This window comes from Roseomonas sp. FDAARGOS_362 (genome assembly GCF_002754815.1).
Lineage (GTDB): Bacteria > Pseudomonadota > Alphaproteobacteria > Acetobacterales > Acetobacteraceae > Roseomonas > Roseomonas mucosa.
In genome coordinates this window covers 2,665,899-2,688,387 of record NZ_CP024588.1, presented here as the reverse complement: position 1 = coordinate 2,688,387, position 22,489 = coordinate 2,665,899, and the positions used below count along the sequence as shown (strand labels likewise).

At 72.3% G+C, this 22,489-nt stretch carries 21 protein-coding genes; 11 read left to right on the top strand and 10 right to left on the bottom strand.

Features of this window, described 5'->3' with window-relative positions; genetic code table 11:
• Nucleotides 1-101 precede the first annotated feature (101 nt).
• Both CTJ15_RS16940 and hutI read right to left on the bottom strand, forming a co-directional pair.
• On the bottom strand, nucleotides 102-1,469 hold the full coding sequence (locus tag CTJ15_RS16940; RefSeq protein WP_099781746.1) for a formimidoylglutamate deiminase: 1,368 nt from the start codon (nucleotides 1,467-1,469) through the stop codon (nucleotides 102-104).
• Nucleotides 1,469-2,719 carry an imidazolonepropionase gene (gene hutI / locus CTJ15_RS16935; protein WP_075822373.1) on the bottom strand — a complete coding sequence of 417 codons (1,251 nt, stop codon included), beginning with the start codon at nucleotides 2,717-2,719 and terminating at the stop codon, nucleotides 1,469-1,471. Before hutI ends, CTJ15_RS16940 begins: the two co-directional genes overlap by 1 nt.
• A gap of 310 nt (nucleotides 2,720-3,029) precedes the next feature.
• Here hutI and CTJ15_RS16930 point away from each other — a divergent pair, with 310 nt between their 5' ends.
• Nucleotides 3,030-3,932: a LysR family transcriptional regulator gene (locus CTJ15_RS16930; RefSeq protein ID WP_019462941.1), complete on the top strand. Its 903-nt coding sequence runs from the start codon at nucleotides 3,030-3,032 to the stop codon at nucleotides 3,930-3,932.
• Nucleotides 3,933-3,959: 27 nt separating this feature from the next.
• Here CTJ15_RS16930 and CTJ15_RS16925 read toward each other — a convergent pair whose 3' ends face one another.
• A complete protein-coding gene (locus tag CTJ15_RS16925) occupies nucleotides 3,960-4,442 on the bottom strand; it encodes an Lrp/AsnC family transcriptional regulator (RefSeq protein WP_075822374.1) in 483 nt (160 codons plus the stop codon).
• 116 nt (nucleotides 4,443-4,558) lie between these two features.
• Between CTJ15_RS16925 and hppD the strand changes: the two genes are divergently transcribed.
• The gene (hppD, locus tag CTJ15_RS16920) at nucleotides 4,559-5,680 is read left to right on the top strand and encodes a 4-hydroxyphenylpyruvate dioxygenase (RefSeq protein ID WP_099781745.1); all 1,122 of its coding nucleotides are present in this window, start codon (nucleotides 4,559-4,561) and stop codon (nucleotides 5,678-5,680) included.
• Between the two features lie 367 nt (nucleotides 5,681-6,047).
• On the opposite strand, the gene CTJ15_RS16915 is transcribed toward hppD, so the two are convergent.
• The 5 genes from CTJ15_RS16915 to CTJ15_RS16895 form a co-directional block, all read right to left on the bottom strand.
• Entirely contained in the window at nucleotides 6,048-6,806 is a 759-nt protein-coding gene (locus CTJ15_RS16915) for a tRNA (guanosine(46)-N(7))-methyltransferase TrmB (RefSeq protein ID WP_369923582.1), read from the bottom strand.
• A 1-nt stretch (nucleotide 6,807) separates the two neighbouring features.
• On the bottom strand, nucleotides 6,808-7,995 hold the full coding sequence (metK, locus tag CTJ15_RS16910; protein WP_019459256.1) for a methionine adenosyltransferase: 1,188 nt from the start codon (nucleotides 7,993-7,995) through the stop codon (nucleotides 6,808-6,810).
• Between the two features lie 235 nt (nucleotides 7,996-8,230).
• Complete coding sequence (locus CTJ15_RS16905) at nucleotides 8,231-8,749, bottom strand: cysteine dioxygenase family protein (protein ID WP_019459257.1); 519 nt, start codon at nucleotides 8,747-8,749, stop codon at nucleotides 8,231-8,233.
• A gap of 320 nt (nucleotides 8,750-9,069) precedes the next feature.
• Nucleotides 9,070-9,561, bottom strand: coding sequence for an Lrp/AsnC family transcriptional regulator (locus tag CTJ15_RS16900; RefSeq protein ID WP_019459258.1), 492 nt, complete (start codon nucleotides 9,559-9,561; stop codon nucleotides 9,070-9,072).
• 61 nt (nucleotides 9,562-9,622) lie between these two features.
• Nucleotides 9,623-10,414 (bottom strand): hypothetical protein, encoded by a 792-nt coding sequence (locus CTJ15_RS16895; RefSeq protein WP_075822378.1) that lies wholly within the window; start codon nucleotides 10,412-10,414, stop codon nucleotides 9,623-9,625.
• A gap of 321 nt (nucleotides 10,415-10,735) precedes the next feature.
• Here CTJ15_RS16895 and CTJ15_RS16890 point away from each other — a divergent pair, with 321 nt between their 5' ends.
• The 6 genes from CTJ15_RS16890 to CTJ15_RS16865 all read left to right on the top strand — a co-directional run bounded on the left by CTJ15_RS16890 (nucleotide 10,736) and on the right by CTJ15_RS16865 (nucleotide 17,249).
• A complete protein-coding gene (locus CTJ15_RS16890) occupies nucleotides 10,736-11,566 on the top strand; it encodes an aldo/keto reductase (RefSeq protein WP_019459260.1) in 831 nt (276 codons plus the stop codon).
• A gap of 130 nt (nucleotides 11,567-11,696) precedes the next feature.
• Nucleotides 11,697-11,954 (top strand): hypothetical protein, encoded by a 258-nt coding sequence (locus CTJ15_RS16885; protein ID WP_019459261.1) that lies wholly within the window; start codon nucleotides 11,697-11,699, stop codon nucleotides 11,952-11,954.
• 85 nt (nucleotides 11,955-12,039) lie between these two features.
• A complete protein-coding gene (locus CTJ15_RS16880) occupies nucleotides 12,040-14,124 on the top strand; it encodes a proton-conducting transporter membrane subunit (protein WP_099781744.1) in 2,085 nt (694 codons plus the stop codon).
• On the top strand, nucleotides 14,121-15,047 hold the full coding sequence (locus CTJ15_RS16875; protein WP_099781743.1) for an NADH-quinone oxidoreductase subunit H: 927 nt from the start codon (nucleotides 14,121-14,123) through the stop codon (nucleotides 15,045-15,047). Before CTJ15_RS16880 ends, CTJ15_RS16875 begins: the two co-directional genes overlap by 4 nt.
• A 118-nt stretch (nucleotides 15,048-15,165) precedes the next feature.
• On the top strand, nucleotides 15,166-15,876 hold the full coding sequence (locus tag CTJ15_RS16870; RefSeq protein ID WP_075823552.1) for a hypothetical protein: 711 nt from the start codon (nucleotides 15,166-15,168) through the stop codon (nucleotides 15,874-15,876).
• Nucleotides 15,876-17,249, top strand: a complete 1,374-nt coding sequence (locus CTJ15_RS16865; RefSeq protein ID WP_099781742.1) for a hypothetical protein — start codon at nucleotides 15,876-15,878, stop codon at nucleotides 17,247-17,249. The genes CTJ15_RS16870 and CTJ15_RS16865 overlap by 1 nt, the downstream gene beginning before the upstream one ends.
• 90 nt (nucleotides 17,250-17,339) lie before the next feature.
• On the opposite strand, the gene CTJ15_RS16860 is transcribed toward CTJ15_RS16865, so the two are convergent.
• Nucleotides 17,340-18,011, bottom strand: coding sequence for a GntR family transcriptional regulator (locus tag CTJ15_RS16860; RefSeq protein ID WP_075823270.1), 672 nt, complete (start codon nucleotides 18,009-18,011; stop codon nucleotides 17,340-17,342).
• 162 nt (nucleotides 18,012-18,173) lie between these two features.
• Between CTJ15_RS16860 and CTJ15_RS16855 the strand changes: the two genes are divergently transcribed.
• Entirely contained in the window at nucleotides 18,174-19,106 is a 933-nt protein-coding gene (locus tag CTJ15_RS16855; RefSeq protein ID WP_019459267.1) for a dihydrodipicolinate synthase family protein, read from the top strand.
• Between the two features lie 75 nt (nucleotides 19,107-19,181).
• A complete protein-coding gene (locus CTJ15_RS16850; RefSeq protein WP_075823271.1) occupies nucleotides 19,182-20,780 on the top strand; it encodes an ABC transporter substrate-binding protein in 1,599 nt (532 codons plus the stop codon).
• A gap of 370 nt (nucleotides 20,781-21,150) precedes the next feature.
• On the opposite strand, the gene CTJ15_RS16845 is transcribed toward CTJ15_RS16850, so the two are convergent.
• Complete coding sequence (locus CTJ15_RS16845) at nucleotides 21,151-22,143, bottom strand: tripartite tricarboxylate transporter substrate binding protein (RefSeq protein WP_019459269.1); 993 nt, start codon at nucleotides 22,141-22,143, stop codon at nucleotides 21,151-21,153.
• A 132-nt stretch (nucleotides 22,144-22,275) separates the two neighbouring features.
• On the opposite strand from CTJ15_RS16845, the gene CTJ15_RS24425 reads away from it, so the two are divergent.
• A complete protein-coding gene (locus tag CTJ15_RS24425) occupies nucleotides 22,276-22,452 on the top strand; it encodes a hypothetical protein (protein ID WP_171979171.1) in 177 nt (58 codons plus the stop codon).
• Nucleotides 22,453-22,489: the final 37 nt, after the last annotated feature.

The following is a 22,489-nucleotide window of genomic DNA, read 5'->3' as shown; positions in this document are numbered from 1 at the left end:
CCGGGAACATGGCATGTCCCCGGACCCCGCCTTGTGTTGGTTCGGGGGGCAAGGTCGGCCCCTGGCTCGATCCCGGGGGGCAGGCGGACCAGCGCGCCCTATCAGGCCAGGTCGCGGATCCGCCGCATCACCCGGGCGAAGCGGCGGGCGATCCCGGCCTGCCGGTGGTGCATGCCGTCGCGCACCACCCAGCGGCCGCCGGCCATCACGTCGCGGACCGGTGTGGTGTTGCCGGAGAAGACCCAGGCATCCAGCAGCGCGTCGCCTTCCCGCCCGATCAGGGCCGGATGTTCCGTGTCCAGCACCAGGAGGTCGGCGCGGCAGCCCGGCGCCAGGCGCCCCATGGGCTGGCCCAGCGCCTGGGCGCCGCCCAGCGCCGCGCGTTGCAGCAGGGCGAGGCCCACCGAGGCGCCGGGCCGCGTCTCGGTGACGTTGCGGGCGCGGCGGCGCAGGCGCTGGACGTATTCCATCCAGCGCAGCTCCTCGACGGGGCTGGTGGAAACGTTGCTGTCCGTGCCGATGCCGAGGCGCCCGCCCGCTGCCGCGTAGTCCGGCAGGGGAAAGAAACCGTCGCCGAGATTGGCCTCGGTGGTGGGGCAGAGGCCGGCCACGGCGCCGCTCCGTGCCAGGGCCAGGGTTTCCGCGGCGTCGGAATGCGTGGCGTGGATCAGGCACCAGCGCGCATCCACCGGCGCGTGGCCGAGCAGCCATTGCACCGGGCGCTGACCGCTCCAGGCGAGGCAGTCCTCGACCTCCTTCACCTGCTCCGCGACATGGATGTGGATGGGCGTGTCCGGGCCCAGCTCCGCCGCCAGGGCGATGCTGGCGGAGAGTTCCTCCGGCATCACGGCGCGCAGGGAATGCGGCGCCACGCCGGTCCGCACCCCGGGCCAGGATGCGGCCTCCCGGCAGATCCCCGCCCAGGTTTCCACCGGCAGGACGAAGCGGCGCTGCCCCGGTGCCGCTTCCGCGCCGCCGAACTGGCTGTGGCGGTATAGCACCGGCAGCAGGGTGAGGCCGATTCCCGCCGCCTCGGCCCCGGCGGCGATGCGCCGGGCCATCTCCGCCGGATCGGCATAGGGCGTGCCGTCCGGCGCGTTGTGCAGGTAGTGGAACTCGGCCACGGCGGTGTAGCCCTGGCGCAGGCATTCCGCGTAGAGCTGGGCCGCGATGGCTTCGACATCCTCCGGCGTCAGCACGGCCAGGAAGCGGTACATCACTTCGCGCCAACGCCAGAAATTGTCGCCCTCCGGCCCGGCGCGCTCGGCCAGCCCCGCCATGGCGCGCTGGAAGGCATGGGAATGCAGGTTGGGCATTCCCGGCACGACGAGGCCCCGCAGGCGCTCGTCGCCTTCGGCCGCGTCGCTGTCCGCCGCCACGCCGGCGATGCGCCCCGCATCGTCCAGGATGATGGCGACGTCGCGTCGGATCTCGCCGTCCAGCAGCGCGGTTTCGGCCAGGAAGCGCATCACCGTCCTCCGCGCACGCGGCTGTGCAGGGGATTGAAGCCGAGGCGATAGACCAGCTCCGCCGGCCGCTCGATATCCCAGATGGCGAGGTCGCAGCGCTTGCCCGTCTCCAGCGTGCCGATCCGGTCCAGCAGGCCCAGCGCCCGCGCCGCCTCGCGCGTCACCCCGGCCAGGCATTCCGGCACGGTCAGGCGGAACAGCACCGCCGCCATGTTCATCGCCAGCAGGATCGAGGTGAGCGGCGAGCTGCCCGGGTTGCAGTCCGTCGCCACGGCGATGTGCGCGCCATGCCGCCGCAGCGCCTCGACCGGCGGGCGGCTGGTCTCGCGCAGCGTATAGGCGGCCCCGGGCAGCAGCACCGCCACCGTCCCCGCACGGGCCAGGGCGGCGGCGCCCGCCTCGTCGGCGCATTCCAGGTGGTCCGCCGAGAGTGCCCCCCAGCGCGCCGCGAGCGCCGCGCCGCCGCCATTCTCCAGCTGGTCGGCATGCAGCTTCACCGGCAGGCCGTGGGCCCGCGCGGCGGCGAAGACCTGCCCGGTCGGCGCGGCGGAAAAGGCGATGCTCTCGTGGAAGACGTCCACCGCATCGGCCAGCCCGGCCGCCGCCACGGCGGGCAGCATCGCGTCGCAGACCAGCGCGGTGTAGTCCTCCGCCGTCATGCCCGGCGGCACGGCATGGGCGCCGAGGAAGCTGGTGGCCACGCCGATATCGCGCGCCTCGCCCAGCCGCCGCGCGGCACGCAGCATCCGCAGCTCGGTCTCCGTGTCCAGCCCGTAGCCGGACTTCACCTCCACCGTGGTCACGCCCTCGGCGATCAGGCGGTCGAGCCGGGGCAGGGCGCTTGCCACCAGCGCGTCCTCGTCCGCCGCCCGCGTGGCGCGCACGGTGGACAGGATGCCGCCCCCGGCACGGGCGATCTCGGCATAGGTGGCGCCGGCCAGCCGTGCCTCGAACTCCGCCGCGCGATCGCCGCCATGGACCAGATGGGTGTGGCAATCCACCAGCCCCGGCGTGACCCAGCGGCCCTCCAGGCGCAGGACCTCCCCGGCTTCCCAGCCGGCGGGGAGCCCATCCTCCGGCCCCGCGAAAGCGATCCGCCCGTCCCGGCTGGCGACGGCGCCCCGCTCCACCACGCCGCAGCCCGCCAGGATGGCGGCCTCCCCATGGGCCGCCGCGGAGCTTCCTTCCGGCGCCATGGTCAGCAGCCTGCCCCGCAGCCACACGCGGTCGAAACGGTGCCCTTCGGCCATCGCATCCTGTCCTTTCCCCGGGGACATCGCCCGGTCTCCCATGCCCGCCGCGCCGCCCACGCGGGCCGGCGGCACGCCCCGGGGGCCGGAAGCCTCCCCTCCGTTTCCCGGTCCCCCATTGCGGGGTGGGGCCGGGCGAGGGGGACGGTAGAGCATTTCCGGCCCACCGGTGCCGCCCAGCCTTTGCCGGGGGAGCCTGTGTGTCAAAGGAGGGACACATGGCGGACGACCATGCGGCCACCACATCGTTACGGGGCGAAAACGCCAGCCCGCCCCTTGCGGGTCCGTCCCAGGGAGAGGAAAGACCGTCATGCGCATCGCCGAGAATCTCGTCGATATCACGGTCTTCTCCCGCGTTGCCGAGGTGGGCAGCCTGACCGCGGCGGCCCGCGAGCTCGGCATGTCGCTGCCGGTCGTCAGCAAGCGGCTGGCGCGGCTGGAGCAGCGCCTCGGTATGCGGTTGGTGAGCCGCACCACGCGGCATCTCGCCCTTACCGAGGACGGACGCGACTTCCAGGCCCATTGCCGGCGGATCCTGGCCCAGATCGAGGAGATGGAGGCCGCGCTGGCGCTGCGCCGGGGCGAGGTGATCGGGCAGTTGCGCGTCACCTCCGCCGTCGCCTTCGGGCAGCGCGTCCTGGCGCCGCTGATCGCGGAATTCCTGTGCCTGCACCCGGCAATGCGCATCCACCTCACCGCCACGGATACGATGGTGGACCTGATCGGCGGCGGCTTCGACCTGGCCATCCGCTCCGGCGCCATGCCCGACTCGCAGCTCCTGGTGCATCCGCTCGCCCCCAGCCACGGTGTCGTCTGCGGTGCTCCTGCCTATCTGGCGCGCCGGGGCCGGCCGTCCCATCCGCGGGAGCTGGAGCAGCACGACTGTATCCTGTCCGGCGACGCCCCCCAGGACCAATGGTGCTTCCGCTCGCGGTCGGGCGAGGAGGCTCCGGTGCAGGTCGCCGGCCCGGCCAGCACCAGCCATGGCGAGGTCGCGCTGGCCCTGGCGCTGGCCGGAGCCGGGCTGGTGGTGAAGCCGGACTGGGATGCCGGGCCGGAGGTGCGGCTGGGAAGGCTGGAGATCGTGCTGCCCGACTGGCACATTCCCGAGCCGCCCTTGCAGGCGGTGCATGCGCATGGGCGCCTGGTCACGCCCCGGCTGCGGCTCTTCCTGGATTTCCTGGACGAGCGGCTCCGCGCCGGCTGGCCATGAGGCGATCCGGCGCCGCCCGTGGCCCGCTCAGCCCCGCCGGCCGAGGGGCAGGCTGCCGGAGGCCTTGAGCCGGTCGAGCACGATGGAGGAGCGGACCCGCGCCACGCTCTCGTGCGGCAGCAGCACGTCGTTCACCAGCACCGACAGGCCCTTGAGGTCCGGCACCACCGCCTTGATCAGGTAGTCGGCGTCGCCGGTCATGGCATAGGCTTCCTGCACCTCCTCCAGCCGCGAGACGAGGTCGCGGAAGCGGCGGGCATTGTCGCCGCTGTGGCTGGCCAGCGTGACCTGGATGAAGACCAGCAGGTGCAGCCCCAGCCGCTCCGCATCCAGTTCCGCATGGTAGCCGCGGATCAGCCCGGCAGCCTCCAGCGCCGCCCGCCGGCGCGAGCATTGCGAGGCGGACAGGCCGATGCGCTCCCCGATCTGCTGGTTGGTCAGCCGGGCATCCTCCTGCAAGGCCCGCAGCAGGCGGAGGTCTAGGGCGTCCAGGGCGGGTGATTCGTGCATGGATGAGGATCATCATGCCTGGATCGTGCGCCGGTAAAGGGGACGCGGTACGGTTTCGCAAGCAGCTTGCGCGTTGCCTGCGGCAGGCTGTGCGTCATAACGGAGGACATCCACGAATGGGACCTTTCCCGCATGACGCCCCGCGTGCCGAGATCGGCGCGCACAACCCCATGGGCACGGACGGCTTCGGCTTCGTCGAATACGCGCATCCGGAGCCGGAGAAGCTGCACGCCCTGTTCCGCCAGATGGGCTTCACCGCCGTGGCGCGGCACCGCACGAAGCGCAGCACCCTCTACCGCCAGGGCGACATCAACTACCTGCTGACCGAGGAGCCGGGCAGCCATGCCGCGCGCTTCGCGGAACGCCACGGCCCCAGCGTGCCGTCGATGGCCTTCCGCGTGGTGGACGCGCAGTATGCCTACAGGCGCGCGCTGGAACTGGGCGCCGAGCCGGCCGATCCCGCCGATGGCGGCAGGACCATCGACATCCCGGCGATCAAGGGCATCGGCGGGTCCCTGCTCTACTTCATCGACCAGTACGGCGAGAATGGCTCGGCCTATGACGCCGAATTCGAATGGACCGGCGAGCGCGAACCCTTTCCGAAGGGCGCCGGGCTCTTCTACATCGACCACCTGACGCACAACGTCCATCGCGGCCGGATGGATGTCTGGTACGAGTTCTACAGCAAGCTCTTCAACTTCCGGCAGATCCGCTACTTCGACATCAAGGGCGAGTACACCGGCCTCTTCTCCCGCGCCCTGACCAGCCCCGACGGGCGTATCCGCATCCCGCTGAACGAGAGCGCCGACGACGAGAGCCAGATCGAGGAATACCTGCGGGAGTACAAGGGTGAGGGCATCCAGCACATTGCCTGCGGCTGCAACGACATCTACGGCACGATCGAGGGCCTGCGCGAGGCCGGGCTGAGCTTCATGCCGGCGCCGCCCGCCACCTATTACGAGAAAGTGGACGCCCGCCTGCCGGGCCATGGCGAGGACCTTGCCCGGCTGAAGGCCAACGGCATCCTGGTGGACGGCGAGGGCGTGGTGGAGGACCGCAAGGCGCGGCTGCTGCTGCAGATCTTCTCCGGCAACGTGATCGGCCCGGTCTTCTTCGAGTTCATCGAACGCAAGGGCGATGACGGCTTCGGCGAAGGCAATTTCCGCGCCCTGTTCGAGAGCATCGAGGAGGACCAGCTCCGCCGCGGCGTGCTTTCCAAGGCCAACGCGGCGGCCTGAACCTTTCGCGTTGCGCTTCATGGCTGGCCGCCGGGGGAGAGGCGCCGCCTCTCCCGCCGGACCCCCTCTCCGCCGGGGACCGAAGCCGGTCCCCGGATCCCGGGCTTTCATTGGCGCCGGTGGTTGCCGTCAGTCTTCGCGTCGATTCCGGGGAGCAGGCGGCAACCTGGGACTCCCGAAAAGAAAGACACCTTGTCCGCTCTGGTGGCACTGGCAGTCCGCCGGAGAGCCATGCTCTCCGGCGTGATCCGGCCGGCAGCGGAGAACCAGCGAAGGGGAGGTCCAGGACCCTCAGGGTCCTGGCGGATAGGGGGTCCGGGGGCGAAGGCGGAGCCTTCCCCCCGGGACAGCGCGACGCCGGAACAGCCTATCGCCGGCGCCAGATCCAGTAGCGCGGCTGGCGGCCTTCGCGGTGTGCCTTGGCCTCGTAGCGCGTGCCGGGCCAGTCGGCGGGGCGTTCCCGGACATCGAGCACGGGCTCGAACAGGTCCTGTGCCGCGAAAACCTCCTCGACCCAGGCCTGGTAGACCGGGTGGTCGCTCGCCATGCGCCATTCGCCGCCGGGGCGCAGCACGCGGGCCACCAGGGGCAGCATGGCGGGGTGGACGAAGCGCCGCTTGGCGTGGCGGGACTTCGGCCAGGGATCGGGGAACATCAGGTAGAGGCGGGACAGCGCTCCTTCCGGCAGGCCGGCCAGGAGGTGGCGCGCGTCGCGCGTCCAGAGACGGAGGTTGGGCAGGCCGGGCGCCGTCTCCTCCCCACCTTCCGGCACCAGCCGGGACAGCAGGGCGCAGATGCCGTTCTCGAAGACCTCGGAGGCGATCAGCCCCGCCCGCGGGTTGGCGCGGGCCAGGGCCTCGGCATGCTCGCCGCCGCCGAAACCGACCTCGACCCAGACCTCGTCCGGCCGGGACGCGAAGAGCGCGCCCGGATCGGCGATGCCGGCGGGATCGGCGGAAAGGCGCGGCGCCGCGAGTTGCAGCAGCCGTTCCTGCCGCGCCCGCAGCGGGTGGCCCCGGCGCCGGCCATAGAGCCGGTTGGGGACACCCTCGACGGGCGGGTCATGCGGGTCCACGGCCCCGGGGGCGGGGTCCGTGACCCCGTCCTCCAGGACCGGGGCTGTCACCTCAGCGACCGAAGGCGCGCTTGAGGTCGTTGGCGATGTCGGTGCGCTCCCAGGTGAAGGTGCCCTTGTCCTCGTCCGGGGTGCGGCCGAAATGGCCATAGGCCGAGGTCGGCACGTAGATCGCCCGGTTGAGCTGCAAGTGCTCCCGGATCCCGCGCGGGGTGAGGTTCACCATCTCGTTCACGACCTTGGCCAGCTTCGCCTCGTCGATGTCACGGCCGGTGCCGTGCAGGTCGAAATAGACCGAGAGCGGCTTGCTCACGCCGATGGCGTAGGAGACCTGGATCGTGCACTTGTCGGCCAGGCCGGCGGCGACGACGTTCTTGGCCAGGTAGCGGCAGGCATAGGCCGCCGAGCGGTCCACCTTGGTCGGGTCCTTGCCCGAGAAGGCACCACCGCCATGCGGGGCCGCGCCGCCATAGGTGTCCACGATGATCTTGCGGCCGGTCAGGCCGCAGTCGCCGTCCGGGCCGCCGATCACGAAGGTGCCGGTCGGGTTCACGTAGAGCTCGTCCTCCGGCACGGTCCAGCCGGCGGGGAGCGAGGAGGCCACGATCGGGGCCACCAGCGCGCGGACCTGCTCCTGCGTCAGCCCTTCCTCGTGCTGGGTGGAGACCACCACGGAGGTGACGCCGACCGGCTTGCCGTCGACATAGCGCAGCGTGACCTGGGACTTGGCGTCCGGCAGCAGGCCGGCGACCGACTTGTCGTTGTTGCGGCGCAGCTCGCTGATCCGGCGCAGGATGAGGTGCGCGTAGTACAGCGGCGCCGGCATCAGGTCGGGCGTCTCGGTGCAGGCATAGCCGAACATGATGCCCTGGTCGCCGGCGCCCTCGTCCTTGTTGCCGGAGGCGTCCACGCCCTGCGCGATGTGCGCGGACTGGGCGTGCAGGTGGCACTCGACATGCGCGTTGCGCCAGGAGAAGCCTTCCTGGTCATAGCCGATGTCCTGCACCGCGAGGCGGGCGAGGTGCATCAGGTACTCGGCCGTCACGCTGCCGGGGCCACGGGTCTCGCCGGCCAGGATGATGCGGTTCGTGGTGACCAGGGTCTCGCAGGCCACGCGGGAATAGGGATCGGCCGTCAGATAGGCGTCCAGCACGGTGTCGCTGATACGGTCCGCGACCTTGTCGGGATGGCCTTCCGAAACGGATTCGGAGGTAAAAAGGTATTCGCCCTTGTCGCGCATGGCGTGGATTCGTCCTCTTGTCGCGATTGGTTGCACGGCGCCACCCCGGGTCACCGGCGGGCGGGTGTGTTTCGCAGCCACCCCAGGAGGGGTCAACCGAAAGCTTGACGGACAGTCCTGCGTCGGATGCGCGTCAAATTCCCGGCAGCCGCTCGGCTGGGGCCGGGCCACGGGCGCAAATTGTCGTTAAATTCTTATGCTGTCCATAAAAAAGGACGATTTTCGCTGCGACGCATCAATGCGCGTAGACGAGGTTCACTCCATCGCCGAAGCGGTCGAAGGACACGCCATAGACATGGATGGAGAGGGCGTCGCGGCAGCCGAGATTGGCCAGGCGGTGCACCAGCTTCGGGTCGGCGGGGCCATGGCTGGTCTCGCCGGGACGGCGCAGGAAGGCCGCCGCCGGGACGGGGTCTCCGCCTTCCTCCAGCGCGTAGAAGCTCTCGGTCAGCACGCCGCCATGGATGCCGAGCGCGCACCAGGTGCGGTGGGCATGTACCGGGCTCATCTGCCCGGGGCGCCAGATCAGCGCCACGACGGCGTATTCTCCCGCCGGATCGGCCTGCAGCAGGTGGCGGGTATAGCCCTCGGCCCGCCCCGGGAGGTGCCGGCCCAGCAGGAGCTGCGGGTCGGCCATCGCCTCGCCCAGCACCTCCGCCACTGCGGCGTGGCGCGATGCCAGCGGCGCCCGTGCGGCCAGTGCGATCTCGGCCAGGAGGCGGTCCAGGGCGGTGCGTGTCTGGGCGATGAACATGCGGTGGCGGTCCTGCTCGGCACGGGGCCGGTTCCGTGGCCGCCGGCTGGAACCGGTGGCGCGGAATGGCGTGGGGCGAGTCTAGGCGCAGCGGGCGGGAGGATTTTTGCCAAGATTCCCCGAAAAGCGGGTTTCCCTGGAAAAATCTTCCCCTGTTCCGGGAATTATGGGTCGAAAAAACCGTTCCATACGCGTTTCCAGTGAAAATAACCCCGGAAATCACGTCCGCATAAGAATTTTCTTTCGCCCGGCCTTCGCCACTGGCGACAAAGCACGCCTGCGTCCCTGCTCCCAGGGCCACCATTCCCCCGCTGGGCGGCTCAGGCCTCGGCCGCGTAGTCCAGCGGCACCTCGGTGGTGGATTTCAGCTCCTCCATGGCGAACATGGAGGTGACGTCGGTGAGGTCCACGGCGGAGATCAGCCGCTTGTACACGCCGTCATAGGCTTCGATATCCGGCACCACGGCGCGGATCAGGTAGTCGATCTCGCCGCTCATCCGGTAGAAATCCACGATCTCCGGGATGTCCGCCAGGGCGCGGCGGAAGCGTTCCAGCCAGGCGGCGTTGTGCTGGCTGGTGCGGATGGCGATGAAGACCGTGACGCCGACATTCAGCTTCCGCCGGTCGAGCAGCGCCACCCGCTTCCGGATCACCCCTGCCTGTTCGAGCTTCTGGATGCGCCGCCAGCAGGGGGTGGGGGAAAGGCCCGCCATCTCCGCCACCTTGGCCACGGGCAGGGTGGCGTCGGCCTGCAGCGCGGCCAGGATGCGCTTGTCGAAGGCATCCAGCACCACCCGGTCGCGAGAGGTCATCGGCGGGGTTTCCTGGGCTGGGGCTGAGGCGACACGTCGGGACTCGCGGCGGGAAGGCGTGTCAGGGGTTCAGGAAGCGCATCAGCCGGCCCAGCATCTCCCGCAGGTCGAAGCCGGGGGAGGCCTCGGCCGTGCCTGGCCCTTCCGGCGCGCGGGCGCGGAAGCGGGCCAGGGCCTCGCCAGTGCGCGACAGGCGCAGCTCCGTGGGCTCGGTCGATTCCGATTCCTCCGGCACCAGCCCGACGATCCGCACCAGGGCGCGTTCCGCCGCCGGCAGCTCGGTGGCCGCCCGCTCCACGTCCTCCGCCTTTGGCGCGCAGACCACGGAGCGGCCTTCCAGCCCACAGGGCATCTCGAAGAAGCGGTTCGGCGGGAAGCGTAGCTGCGCCGTGCCGGTGAAGGCGAGAAGGCCGCGTCCGATCCCCTCGATCGTCAGGTCCCGCGCGGTGACGGCCGGCACCAGCCTGCCATTGCGCCGCACCACCTCCAGCGTCAGGGCGGCCTGCCCGGCCGAGGCCGGAACCGCCGGCCGCCGGTTCAGCAGGCGGCAGCTCGTCTGGTCCGTCATGCGGTCGGCGGCGCAGGTGAGGATCCAGGAGCCGATCTCCTCCGCGCCCGGCTCCGGCCGGGGCTGGGCGTGGGTCTGGGGGGGCTGGGCCTGCGGCGCGGAGGACTGCGCCCGGGCCTCGCCGGGCGGGAGCGCGGCCACCAGGAAGGGGAGGAGCAGGAGCGCGAGGGGCGTAAGCCGGCGGGCGGCGGGCAGTCCGGCCCCTGCCCATGCGCGGTGGGCGATCCGCGTGGCGAATCCGGCGCTGGGCGCGGGGTGGGCGGAAGGCTGGGCGGATGGGCGCATCACGATATTATCTAGAAGCTCCCGCCCACCGATGGGAGTGGCATGCCGCCGGCGGATGCGAGTTGCCGGGGAGGCGCCGGGGAATGGCCATCCCGCCTCACGGGTTTGCGAGTTTTCACCGGGTGCCGATCCGCTCTAGTGCCTTGCGGGCCTTAGCCTTCCTGTCGGCCATCGGCCGGTGCATCGGGCCCGACAGGGGGCGGAAGGCATATCCGACAGCATGTCCGGCCGGGGCGTCCAGGCCCGGCCTCCCGCTTCGCCTTCTTGGTGGGCGCGGAGCACGACGGAGCCGGCATGGGACCCGAAGCAAAGGAGAAGCGCATGCGGCAACTGCGGCTCGCGGACGGGACGGAGGTCCCGGTGCTCGGCCAGGGAACCTGGCACCTGGGGGAGCGCGGCGCGGATCGCGGAGCCGAGGCCCGGGCCCTGCGCCTCGGCCTCGATCTCGGCATGACGCTGATCGACACGGCGGAGATGTATGCGGAGGGCGGCGCCGAGCAGGTGGTGGGGGAAGCCATCGCCGGGCGCCGCGACGAGGTCTTCCTGGTCAGCAAAGTCTATCCCCACAACGCCTCCCGCGCCCGCATGGCCGCGGCCTGCGAGGCCAGCCTGCGGCGCCTGGGGGTGGAGAGCCTCGACCTCTACCTGCTGCACTGGCGCGGCGGCGTGCCCCTGGCCGAGACGGTGGAGGCCCTCGGGCGGCTGCGCGAGGCCGGCAAGATCCGCCGCTGGGGCGTCAGCAACCTCGACGTGGCCGACCTGGGGGAGCTGGGCGGCGCGCTGGCGGACTGCGCCACGGACCAAGTCCTCTACAACCTCGATGCCCGGGGCGTGGAATTCGACCTCCTGCCCTTCTGTGGCGAGCGGCAGATGCCGGTGATGGCCTATTCCCCGCTGGGCCAGGGCGGGCGGCTGCTGCGCCATCCGGTGCTGCGGGAGGTGGCGGAGCGCCACGGGCGGCTGCCGGCGCAGATCGCGCTGGCCTGGGTGCTGCGTCAGCCCGGCGTGGTGGCCATCCCGAAATCCGCCGACCCGGCGCACCTGCGGCACAATGCTGGCGCCGCCGAGATCGTGCTGGAGGAGGCGGATCTGCGGGCGCTGGATCGTGTCTTCCCGCCGCCGCAGCGCAAGCAGGCCCTGGAGATGCTTTGACCCGCTGCACCGGGAAGACCGGGCACCGGAGGACGGGTCTGGAAAAAATCGCGCACACGGCCGTGATTTCGTCTAGAAAGGCGGCATTATCTCGCAAACGATATGGTTTGTCCGGTTGAGGAGTTGGTCGATGAGCGAGACTTGGAACGGCATCCCCGACGACCCCGAGGAAAGCGGCTGGCACTGGGTGGAGGATGGCGACGGCCTCCGCCCCCTGATGTGGCGGGGGGAGGACTGGCCGGATGCGGTGGACCGCCATGGCTGGCGCGACGGCTTCTCCGTGCTTTCGCCCGAGGATCTCCACCACGCGCGCTACCACGGCCGCGTCGCCATGCCGCCCGGGGTGGCGGAACGCTTTCGCCTGAACGTGATGTTCGCCACGGCCTGACGCAGGGGCGGGGCTTCCGCCGCCACGGGATTCTCCCGGCGCCGGCCCCTGGTCGCGCGAAGCCCGGCTGCTATCGTCCGGCGCCGTGACCATCCTGCTGCTCGCCTTCCTGGCCCTGTCCGGGCTCGCCGCCCTGGCGGGGGCGCTGCCGCGTGGCGTGGCGGCCGGCCCGGTGCCGGGACCGCTGCCGCCGGGCCGGGCATCCCGCACCGTGGCCCCTCCCACCTCGCCCGCCGTGCTTCTGTCCCGGGCGGCACCCATCCTGTGCCTGCCGGCCGGGCTCGCCCTCATGGCGGCCGGGGCGATGGCGCTCTGGGGGCCGCCTTCCCCGGCGTTGGCGCTGCCGGTGCTGCCGGGTGGCGTGGTCCTGCTGCGGCCGGACGGGCTGTCGGGCTGGTTCCTGATGCTGCTGGGGCTGCTGGCCGCCGCCTCCGGCCCTGATCCGGAGGAGCCGGATGCGCTGCGGCGCGCCCTGTCCCCGATCGGCCCGGCGCTGCTGGCCCTCGCGCTGTCGGCGGCGGATGCGGCGGGGCTGCTGCTGGCGCTGGGACTGGCCCTGCCGGTCCTGGTCTTCTCCACCGCGCAGCTGGCGTATCCCAGGGGGCGGGCCGTGGCCCGGCGGGGCCTGGCCTCGGCCCTGGCCGGCTGGGTGGCGCTGCTCCTCGCCTTCGCCCTGCTGCTGCCCATGGCCCCGGCCGCCCCCGGGGCGGCCATGGCGCCGGCTCTTCCGCTGGAACCGGCCGGCTGGTCCTTCGCCTCGCTGCGCCAGGTGCCGCCCGAGGGCTGGCGGGCCGGGCTGCTGCTCGTCCTGGCCCTGGCCGGGGCCGCGCCGCTGCTGGGCGCCTCCTCCATGCTGAGCTGGATGCCGCTGCTGGCCACGGCCCGGCCCGGGCGGCCCTGCGCGGCCCTGCCGGCGCTGATGGTGACTGCCGGGCTCTACCTCCTGGCCCGGCTGCTGCTGGACCTGACCGGGCCGGCGCAACCGGGCTGGTGGGGCCTGCCGACGCTGCTGGCCGGGGCGGCGATGGCCTTCCGTTGCGGCCTGCGGGCCAGCCTGGAGGATGATCTCCGGCTCCTGCCGGGCTGGCTCGCCGGCGGTCAGGCGGGGCTGGCCGTGCTGGGCCTGGGCCTGGCCGCGATCTTCCGGGCCGCTGATCTGAGCGCGCTGGCGGCGCTGGCCTCGGGCGGCGCGCTGCTGCAGGCCGGGCTCGGCCTGCCGGCCACGCTGCTGCTGGTCCTGGTGGCGGAGGAGGTGCGGCGGATGACCGGCTTCCGTTCGTTGGAACGGCTCGGCGGGCTGGTGCGGGTGATGCCCTGGGCCACCGGCTGCGCGGCGCTGGCGGTGCTGGCGCTGGCCGCCCTGCCGCCCTTCGCCGGCTTCGCCCCGGCCTGGGTGCTGCTGCAGGCGCTGCTGGCCGCCTGGAGGGTCGGGGAGATCGGGACGCAGTTCGCGGCGCTGGCGGTGCTGGCGGCGGCGGGGGCGGTGCTGGCCCTGCTGGCCCTGGCGGCGCTGCGCTTCCTGGGGCTCGCCTTCCTCGGCCGGCCACGGCATCCGCGCACCCTGGGGGGCGGCGACGTGACGGGGGTGACGCGCGGCACGCTGCTGCTGCTGGCGGTGCTGCTGCTGCTGGGCGGAATCCTGCCGGGGCCGCTGCTGGAGCTGATGGGCCCGGCCCTGCGCCTGCTGGTGCGGGCGGATCTGGAAGGGCGGGCCGGGTGGCTGGCGGTGCAGGCAGGGGATGGCGCGGCCTCCTACCAGCCGCTGGCGGTGGCGGCGCTGCTGCTGCTGCCGGGCGGGATCGCGGCGCTGGCGCTGCGCGCCCTCGGCCCGCCCCCGGTGACCGGGCCGGTCTGGGATGACGGCTTCATGGCGCCGCCGCCGCACCTGCCTTTCGGCGACCCGGCCACCCAGCCGGGCGGGCGCGGCTTCGCGCAGCCGCTGCGGCGGCTGCTGGGCGTGTCGCCGGCGCCGGGCGAGAAGGGCATCGCGCAGAGCCTCGCGCGCTGGCAGCGGCTTCCGGTCGCGCTGGCGGCCATCGGGCCCTGGCTGGCCTCGGCGCCCTTCCTGCGTCGGCCGCGGCGCCTTTCGGCGCGGGGCGAGCTGGGCCTCGGCCTGCTGCTGGCGGTGGTGCTTCTGCTGCTCGCTTCCTGGCTCGGAGGGCGGGGATGAACCTGCTGCCCGCCCTGCTGGCGCAGCTCCTGCACGGGGGCCTGATCCTGCTCGTCGCGCCGCTTCTGGCCGGTGGCGCGCGCTGGCTGCGCCTGCGCCTCGCCGGGCGGCGGGGGGCGCCGCCGTGGCAGGAATGGCGCGACCTGCGGCGCCTGGTGACGAAGCAGCCCAATCTGCCGGAGGACGCCTCCGCCCTGTCGCGCATCCTCCCCTATGCCAGCTTCGCCACGGCGCTGGCGGCGGCCGGGCTGGTGCCCGCCTTCACCACCGGGATGCTGCTGGCGCCGCTGGCCGATCTGGTCCTGTTGGCCGGGCTGGTGGGGCTGGGCCGGGCCTTCCTGGCCCTGGCGGGGCTGGAGGCGGGGCGGGCCCAGGGCGGGCTGGCGGCCTCGCGGCTGCTGGCCGACGCGGTGCTGGCCGGGCCGGCGCTGCTGGCGGTGGTGCTGGTCCTGTCCATGCTGGCGGGCGGCACCGGGCTTGCCACCGTCGCCGCCGGGGTGCGGGATGGCGGGATGGGGCTGCAACTCCCGCTGCTGCTCTGCCTGGGGGCGTTGCTGGCGGTGGCGCAGGTGGAATGCGGGGCCGAGACCGGCGCCATGCTGCCGGCCGAGGCTTCCGGGCGGCATCTGGCACTGTGGTCGTTGGCGCGCGACCTCTGGCTGCTCTTCTGGCTGGACCTGCTGGCGGCGGTCTTCCTACCCCTCGGTCTGGCGCCGGAGGCGGTGGAGGCACCCTGGCTGGCCTGGCCGCTCGGCCTGCTGGCCTGGGCCGCCAAGCTGCTGGCGGTTGGGGCCGTCTTCGCCCTGGCGGGGGCGCTGGTGGCCGGGATGCGGCGGCAGCGCCTGCCGGAGCTGCTGGGCGCGGCGCTGCTGCTGGCGGTGCTCGGCGCGGTGCTGCTCTTCCTGGGCGCCCGCGTCGCATGATACGGGTGGCGGCCCGTTCCGGCCATTGCGCTTCGTGGCCGGCGCCCGGGGGCGAGGCTCCGCCTCGCCCTTGTCCCCCCCGGGACAACGCAAAGCCTTTCATGCGAGGGGGGTGACGATGAGGTTCGAGCCGGTATCCGCGGACCTGCCGCAGCTCCTGGCCGGCGGCATGCTGCTTTGCGGCTTCGCCCTGCTCTGCCTGCGCCGCAGCGGCGGGGCGATCCTGGCCTATGCGCTGCAATCCCTGCTGCTCGCCCTGCTCGCCGGCTGGCTGGCCCGCAGCGGGAGCATGTGGCGCGCGGAGCTCCTGGCCGTGGCGACGGTGGCGCTGCTGGGGCGGGCGCTGGCCGTGCCGCTGGGGCTGCGCCGCCTGTCGCGCCGCCTCGGCCTGCCGGGGGAGGCGGCGCTGCATCTCGGCATCGGGTCCTCGCTGATCCTGGGGACCGTGCTGCTGGGCTTCGCCACGGTGGTGGTCTGGCCCGCCGCCATGGGGGCGGGCGGCATGGCGGCGCGCGCCACCCTGGCGGTGGCCCTGGCGTTGCTGCTGCTGGGGCTGGCGACGGTGCTGCTGCGGCGCGATCCGCTGAGCCAGGGGCTCGGCATCCTCAGCCTGGAGAACGGGCTGGTGCTGGCAGCCCTGGCGGTGCCGGGCCTGCCGGAGGTGCTGGAGCTCACCCTGGCCAGCCTGATCCTCGCCTTGGCCATGGTGGCGGGGGCCTTTCTTTTCCATCTCCGCTTCGAACTCGCGGCATGGATGCCCCATGGGCCGGAGGGGGGTGCCCCCATCGAGGATGCCGGAAGCGGGAAGGCCGTGGAGGAAGGAGCCTGATGGAGGCCGGACTGCCTTCCTGGCTTCCCGCCGTGCTGCCGCTCTGGGCGCCCGTGGCCTGGCCCTTCCTGGCAGCGCTGCTGCTGGCCCTGCCGCTGTCCCGGCCGGGCATGGCGGCGGCGACGGCGAAGGCCGGGCTTCTGGCCTCGGCGCTGGGCTTCCTGCTCGGCCTCGTCTTGCTGGCGCGGCCGGAAGGCGGCGACGGGGTGATGCGGCTGGACGCGGTGAACCGCCTTCTCCCGGCCCTGGGCGGGGCCATCGGCCTGCTGGTGTCCGGCAGGCTGGCCACCCGGAGCGGCCCGCCCATGCCGGGCCTGCCGCTGGCCGTGCAGGTCTTCCTGGGCGGCTATCTGCTGGCGGTGCTGGCGGATGGTCCCGTGCTGGGCTGGATCGGCTTCGTGCCCGCCCTGCTGGCCGCGGCGGCGATCCTGTCGGGCGCGGGGGAGGGGCGATGGCGCGCGGAGGCCCTGGCCCTGTCCTGGCGGATGCTGTTGCCCTGCGGTGCCGGGCTCGCCATTGCGCTGCTGGGAGTGGTGCTGCTTCTGCTGGGCTGCGGCCCCGGCGCGCTGGGGACAGGGTCCTGGCCGGGCCTGATCCTGTCCGCCTCCGGGGGAGAGGCCGGGCTGCTGCGGCTGGGTGCCGTGCTGCTGCTCGCCGGCTATGGACCGCTGTCGGGGCTGGTGCCGTGGCAGGGCTGGGGCATTGCCGCCTCCATACGCGGGGCGGCCGTGTTCTCCGCGCTGTGCCTGGGCCTGCTGCCCGCCATGGCGCTGCCGATGCTGTGGCGCGTCGGGCGGGTGGCGGACGCCGCGGCCGAGAGCCTGCCGCTGGGTGGGCTGCTGGCGGCGGCGGGGCTGCTGTCGCTGCTTACGGCGGCCCTGGCGCTCTGGCGGCGACAGGACCCGGGGCGGCTGATCGGCTGGGCCGGGATCGGCCAGACCGGCCTGGCCGCGCTCTGCTTCGGGCTGGATCTGCCGCTGGCGGGCATCCTGGCGCTGGCCGGGCAGGCGCTGTCGCGTTGCGCGGCGGGGCTGGCGCTCCAGCCACGGGGCACGGCGCCGGAGCTTCCGGGTGGCGCGGCGGGTTTCCGCGCCGGGCGCTGGGGCCTGCTCCTCGCCCTGGCGGGCCTGTCCGGGCTACCGCCCTTTCCGGGCTTCGCCGCCCTCCTCGCCGTGGCCATGGCCCTGGCGCGGCAGCATCCCCTGCTGCTGCTTCCCTTCGGCCTTGCCCTCGCCCTGTCGCTGCCGGCCCTGGCGCGGCAGGCGGAAAGGCTGGCCGGGGACCTGCCCATCGCCTCGGGCCGCCATGCCCTGCTGCCTCTCTGGGGCGGTCTGGCCCTCGCGGTCCTGGTGGGGCTGGGCGCGGCGTTCTGAGCCGAAGGGCGGCTTTGTTCCGCCCCTCGCGCCGGTACGGGCGCGGCGCCCCATGAGCGGATGAGCCGCCCCCCGGGGGCAGGCGGCCGCTCAGGTCGGGGTGGTGTGCTCGTGCAGGAAGGCTTCCAGTGCCCCGGCCACATGCGCCACATGGGCGCGCAGCAGGGTAACGGCCGCGGCGACCTCGCCCTGGCGACAGAGGTGCACCATCTCGCGGTGCTCGCGATCGGCGCGGGCCAGTTCCAACGGATCGGCGGAAAGCTGCAGCCGCGTGTAGCGGTCGCATTCCTGCAGCAGGTTGGCGACCAGCGCCTCGGTGCGCGGCTTGCCGGCACGGCTGTAGAGCAGGCGGTGGAGCTGCGTGTTCAGCTCTCCCCAACGGCCGGTCTCGCCCTCGGTCAGCGCATGGGAATATTCGGCCAGGACGCGGTCCAGCGCGGCGAAATCCGCCTCCGTCAGGCGCGGCGCGGAATGTTCCAGCAGGCGCGGCTCCAGCAGCGCGCGCAGCTCGAAGGCCTCGCCCACCTCCTCTGCCGAAAGGGCCGCGACGGTAGCGCCCTTGTGCGGGGATATCCGCACGAAGCCCTCGGCCTCCAGCTGGAACAGCGCCTCGCGCACAGGGATGCGGCTGACGCCGAATTCCTCGGCAAGGCTGTCCTGGCGGAGCTGCGCGCCAGCCGGATAGCGCCCGTCCAGCACGCGGCGGCGGATCTCCTCCAGCAGGGCGGCCGAGACGGTACGGTGCTTCAGCGGCGCGTTCATCCTGTCTCCTTTCCGCCCTTCCGGCATGCCGCCGGGCAGGTGGGGGCCTGATGTGGCACCGGGGCCGCGGCCTGTCATCGGGCGCAGAAAAGCATTGACTCGGATATTGTATAAAATCTACGAAGACGCCACCAGCAATCCCGTGAGCACCGGAACCGAGCCATGAACGCCAAGATCGACTGGCAGGGCGTCTTCCCCGCCGTGACCACCCAGTTCCGCGACGACCACAGCCTCGACGTGCAGGCAACGCACCGCGTGATGCAGGCGCTGATTCGCGACGGCGTCTCGGGCCTGATCGTCTGTGGCACGGTGGGCGAGAACTGCTCCCTCTCGAAGGAGGAGAAGCTGGCGGTGATGGAGGCGGCCAAGGATGCCGCCGGCGGCCGCGTGCCGGTGATCGCCGGCATCGCCGAGTTCACCACGCCCTTCGCCGCGGCGATGGCGAAGGAGGCCGCGCGCATCGGGCTGGACGGCATCATGGTGATGCCGGCGCTGGTCTATTCCTCCAAGCCGCACGAGACCGCCGCGCATTTCCGCGGCGTGTCCAAGGCCACCGACCTGCCGGTGATGGTGTACAACAACCCACCCATCTACAAGAACGACGTGACGCCCGCCATCCTGGCCTCGCTGGCGGATTGCGAGACGGTCGTCTGCTTCAAGGAATCCTCGGGCGACGCGCGCCGCTTCACCGACCTGCGCAACATGGTGGGCGACCGCTTCCGCATGTTCGCGGGCCTGGACGACACCGTGCTGGAAAGCGTGATGCTCGGCGCCGAGGGCTGGGTCTCCGGCATGTCCAACGCCTTCCCGGCCGAGGGCGAGGCGCTGTTCCGCCTGGCCAAGGCGGGCCGCTATGCCGAGGCGCGGGCGCTCTACGACTGGTTCATGCCGCTGCTGCACCTCGATGCTCGGCCGGACCTCGTCCAGTGCATCAAGCTCTGCGAGCACATCATGGGCCGCGGCACCTCTCTGACGCGCCCGCCCCGCCTGGAACTGCCGGAGGCCGAGCGCGCCGAGGTCGAGGCGCTGATGCGGGCGGCGCTGGCGAAGCGGCCGAAGCTGCCGGCGGACCTCGCCCTGCCCCAGGCGGCCTGACCCGCCTACCCCGTCCCGACACAGCCCCCATCAGGCGCGTGCCGGGACGGACCGGCCGCGCAGGAGTCATCCGCCATGACACTGCACCGCCGCACGCTTCTTTCCGGTGCCGCCGGCCTGGCCGGCGCCGCCAGCCTCGCCCGGCCGCATCTCGCGCGCGCCCAGGGCGGCAAGAGCGCCACGCTGCGCTTCATCCCCTCGACGCCGCTGCCCTCGCTCGATCCGGTCATCGCGACCAGCTATGTCATCCGCAACCACGGCTACCTGATCTACGACACGCTCTTCGCCACCGACGAGACGTTCGCGATCCGGCCGCAGATGGTGAGCGAATGGCAGACCGCGCCGGACGGGCTGAAATGGACCTTCCACCTGCGCGACGGCCTCGCCTTCCATGACGGACAGCCGGTGCGGGCGCAGGACTGCATCGCCTCGATCCAGCGCTGGTCGAAGCGCGACGCCTTCGGCCAGACCTTCGCCGCATTTGTCGAGGGCTACGACGCCGATGACGCGCGCACCTTCTCGGTGCGGCTGAAGAAGCCCTTTCCGATGCTGCCGGCGGCGCTGGGCAAGCTGTCCTCCAACGTGCCCTTCATCATGCCGGAGCGTGTCGCCCAGACCGACGCCAGCAAGCCCATCGCCGATGCCACCGGCTCCGGCCCCTGGCGCTTCGAGGCGAAGGAATGGATCCCGGGGCAGAACGCCATCTACACCCGCAACGCCGCCTACAGGCCGCGCGAGGAAGCGCCCTCCTGGGCCGCGGGCGGCAAGGTGGCGAAGATCGACCGCATCGAATGGCTGGCGCTGACCGAGCCCGCCGCCGCCGTGGGCGCCATGGTGCAAGGGGAAGTGGACTGGTACGAGCAGCCGCCGATCGACCTGCTGCCGGTGCTGAAGCAGAACCCGCGGATCCGCATCCAGAACGTGCCGCTCGGCCTGATCCTTCTGATGCGCTTCAACCATGGGCAGCCGCCCTTCGACAATCCGGGCATCCGCCGCGCCGTGATGATGGCGATGCGGCAGGACGACTACATGCAGGCGGTGGTCGGCAGCGCGGAGTACTACAAGGAGGCGAAGACCTTCTTCACCCCGGGCTCGCCCATGTCCACCGGCGCCGGCGGGACCGAGGCGATGCAGGGCAGCCTGGAGAAGGGCCGGGCCATGCTGAAGGAGGCGGGCTACAAGGGCGAGAAGGTCGTCCTGCTCGCCCCGGCGGACCAGCCCATTGCCTATAACCAGTCGCTGGTGACGCAGGAGCTGCTGAAGAACCTCGGCATGACCGTGGACCTGATCTCCACGGACTGGGCCACCTTCATCGGCCGCCGTGCCAACCGTGGCCCGGTGGAGCAGGGGGGCTGGTCGGTCTTCCACACGCTCTGGTCCGGCGCCGATGTGCTGAACCCGGCGCTGCACCCGCTGATCCGCGCCAATGGCGAGGCCGCCTGGTTCGGCTGGCCGAAGGACGAGGCGCTGGAAGGGCTGCGCGACCAGTGGATCGCCACCGACAATGAGGCGAGGCAGAAGGAACTCGCAGCGCAGATCGAGCGCCGCGCCTTCGAGGTGGTGCCCTATGCCCCGGGCGGGCTGGTGCAGCAGCCCATGGCCTATCGCGACAGCCTCAAGGGCATGGTGCTCTCGCCGGTGCAGTTTTTCTGGAACATGGAAAAGGCGGCCTGAGCCGCGTCAACGGGGGCTGACGTAGCCCTTGGGGGCAAGGCGCCGCCTCGCCCCCAAACCCCCACTCCGCCAGGACCCTGCGGGCCCTGGACCCATTGTCGTTGGCGCTCGCGGACGCCGGATCGCGCCGGAGAGCGTTGCCCTCCGGCGACTGCCGGCACCACCGGCGCGGAGACGGTGTCTTTCCTATCGAGAGCCCCGCTGGTCCACCTGTTCCGCAGGGTCGGGTCGCAGGCCGACCTCGCAACGCCGAGCCAACCCAAGGCGGGGTCTGGTGACATGCCATGTCCCCAGCGGAGGGGGACCGGGGGAGGCGGAGCCTCCGCCCGGGGCTGGCCACGAAGCGCTGCGCCACAACGCCGCCGGAGTGTCAGTCCAGCGAGACGCCGAGTTCGCGGATCAGCGGCACCCAGGTCTTCCGTTCGCTGGCGAGCAGGGACTGGAAGGCGTCGGGCCCGCCCGGCAGTGGCTCAAGGCCGATCTCGCGCATGCGGGTGGCGGTCGCCGGGTCCTGGAGCGTCGCGGCGAGTGCCGCGGAAAGGCGGCCGGCTTCCGCGTCGGGCGTGCGCTTCGGCAGCACGAGGCCCTGCCAGGCGTAGGATTCGAAGCCGCGCAGATCCAGCGCCTCCTGCACCACCGGCACGTCCGGAAGGCCCGCGATGCGGGCGTCCGAGAAGGCCGCCAGCGGCCTGATCTGGCCGGAACGCAGGTATTCGCCGCCGGCGGCGTAGTCCACCACCATCGCCTCCACATTGCCGGACAGCAGGTCGTTCAGCGCCGGCGCGACGCCGCGATAGGGGACATGGGTCAGCTCGATCCCGGTCTCGCGCGCCAGGCGGGCCATGGTCAGATGGTGCGGAGATCCGATGCCGGCGGAGCCGTAGTTGATGCTGCGCGGCGCGGCCCTGGCGCGCTCGACGAAATCACGGGCGCTGCGGGCCGGGGCTTCCTTCGTGACGGCCAGCACCATGTGGAAGCGCGCGAGCAGCCCGACGGGGCGGAAGTCGCGGTCCACGTCATAGGGCAGCTTCCGGAACAGCGCCGGGTTGAAGACCAGCGTGCCGTTGTCGGCGGTCAGCGCGGTATAGCCGTCCGGCGGCGACTTGGCCGCGGCCTCGGCGCCGATATTGGTGGCGCCGCCCGGGCGGTTGTCGATCACGAAGGACTGCCCGAGCCGCTGTGACAGGCCGGCGGACACCAGCCGCGCGATCACGTCGGAGCCCCCGCCGGCGGCATAGGGGACGATCCATTTGATCGGCCGGTCGGGATAGGCGGCGAGGGCGCGACGCAGCGGCAGCATGGCGAGGCCGCCACCCAGGCCCGCCGCCAGGGTGGACCGGCGCGTGATGCGGTGGTCGTTCATGGACATTTCCTTCTCCCGGTCCGGCCCTCTCCGGGGCCGGACCTTTCATGCGGCCACTCCCGGTGACGGACCGGAGACGGCATGGCCAGGGCTTCTATATGATATCATATGACATGATAGTATAGCCTCCCGATGCCGGACCCGAAGGCCTGCGCCGCGACGGCCCTGTGCCAGCACTGCGGCCCGCTGCGTCTGGCCGAGTTCCTGACCTGTCGCCCGTCGGTGGTGGCGGAGAGCGTCAGCCAGGCCTTCGCGGCGCGCTATGCGGAGGAATTCGGCCTCGGCGTTCCCGAAGGGCGGGTCATCTGACCAAGCTGCACCGGCATGCTGTGCAACTGCCGGGATA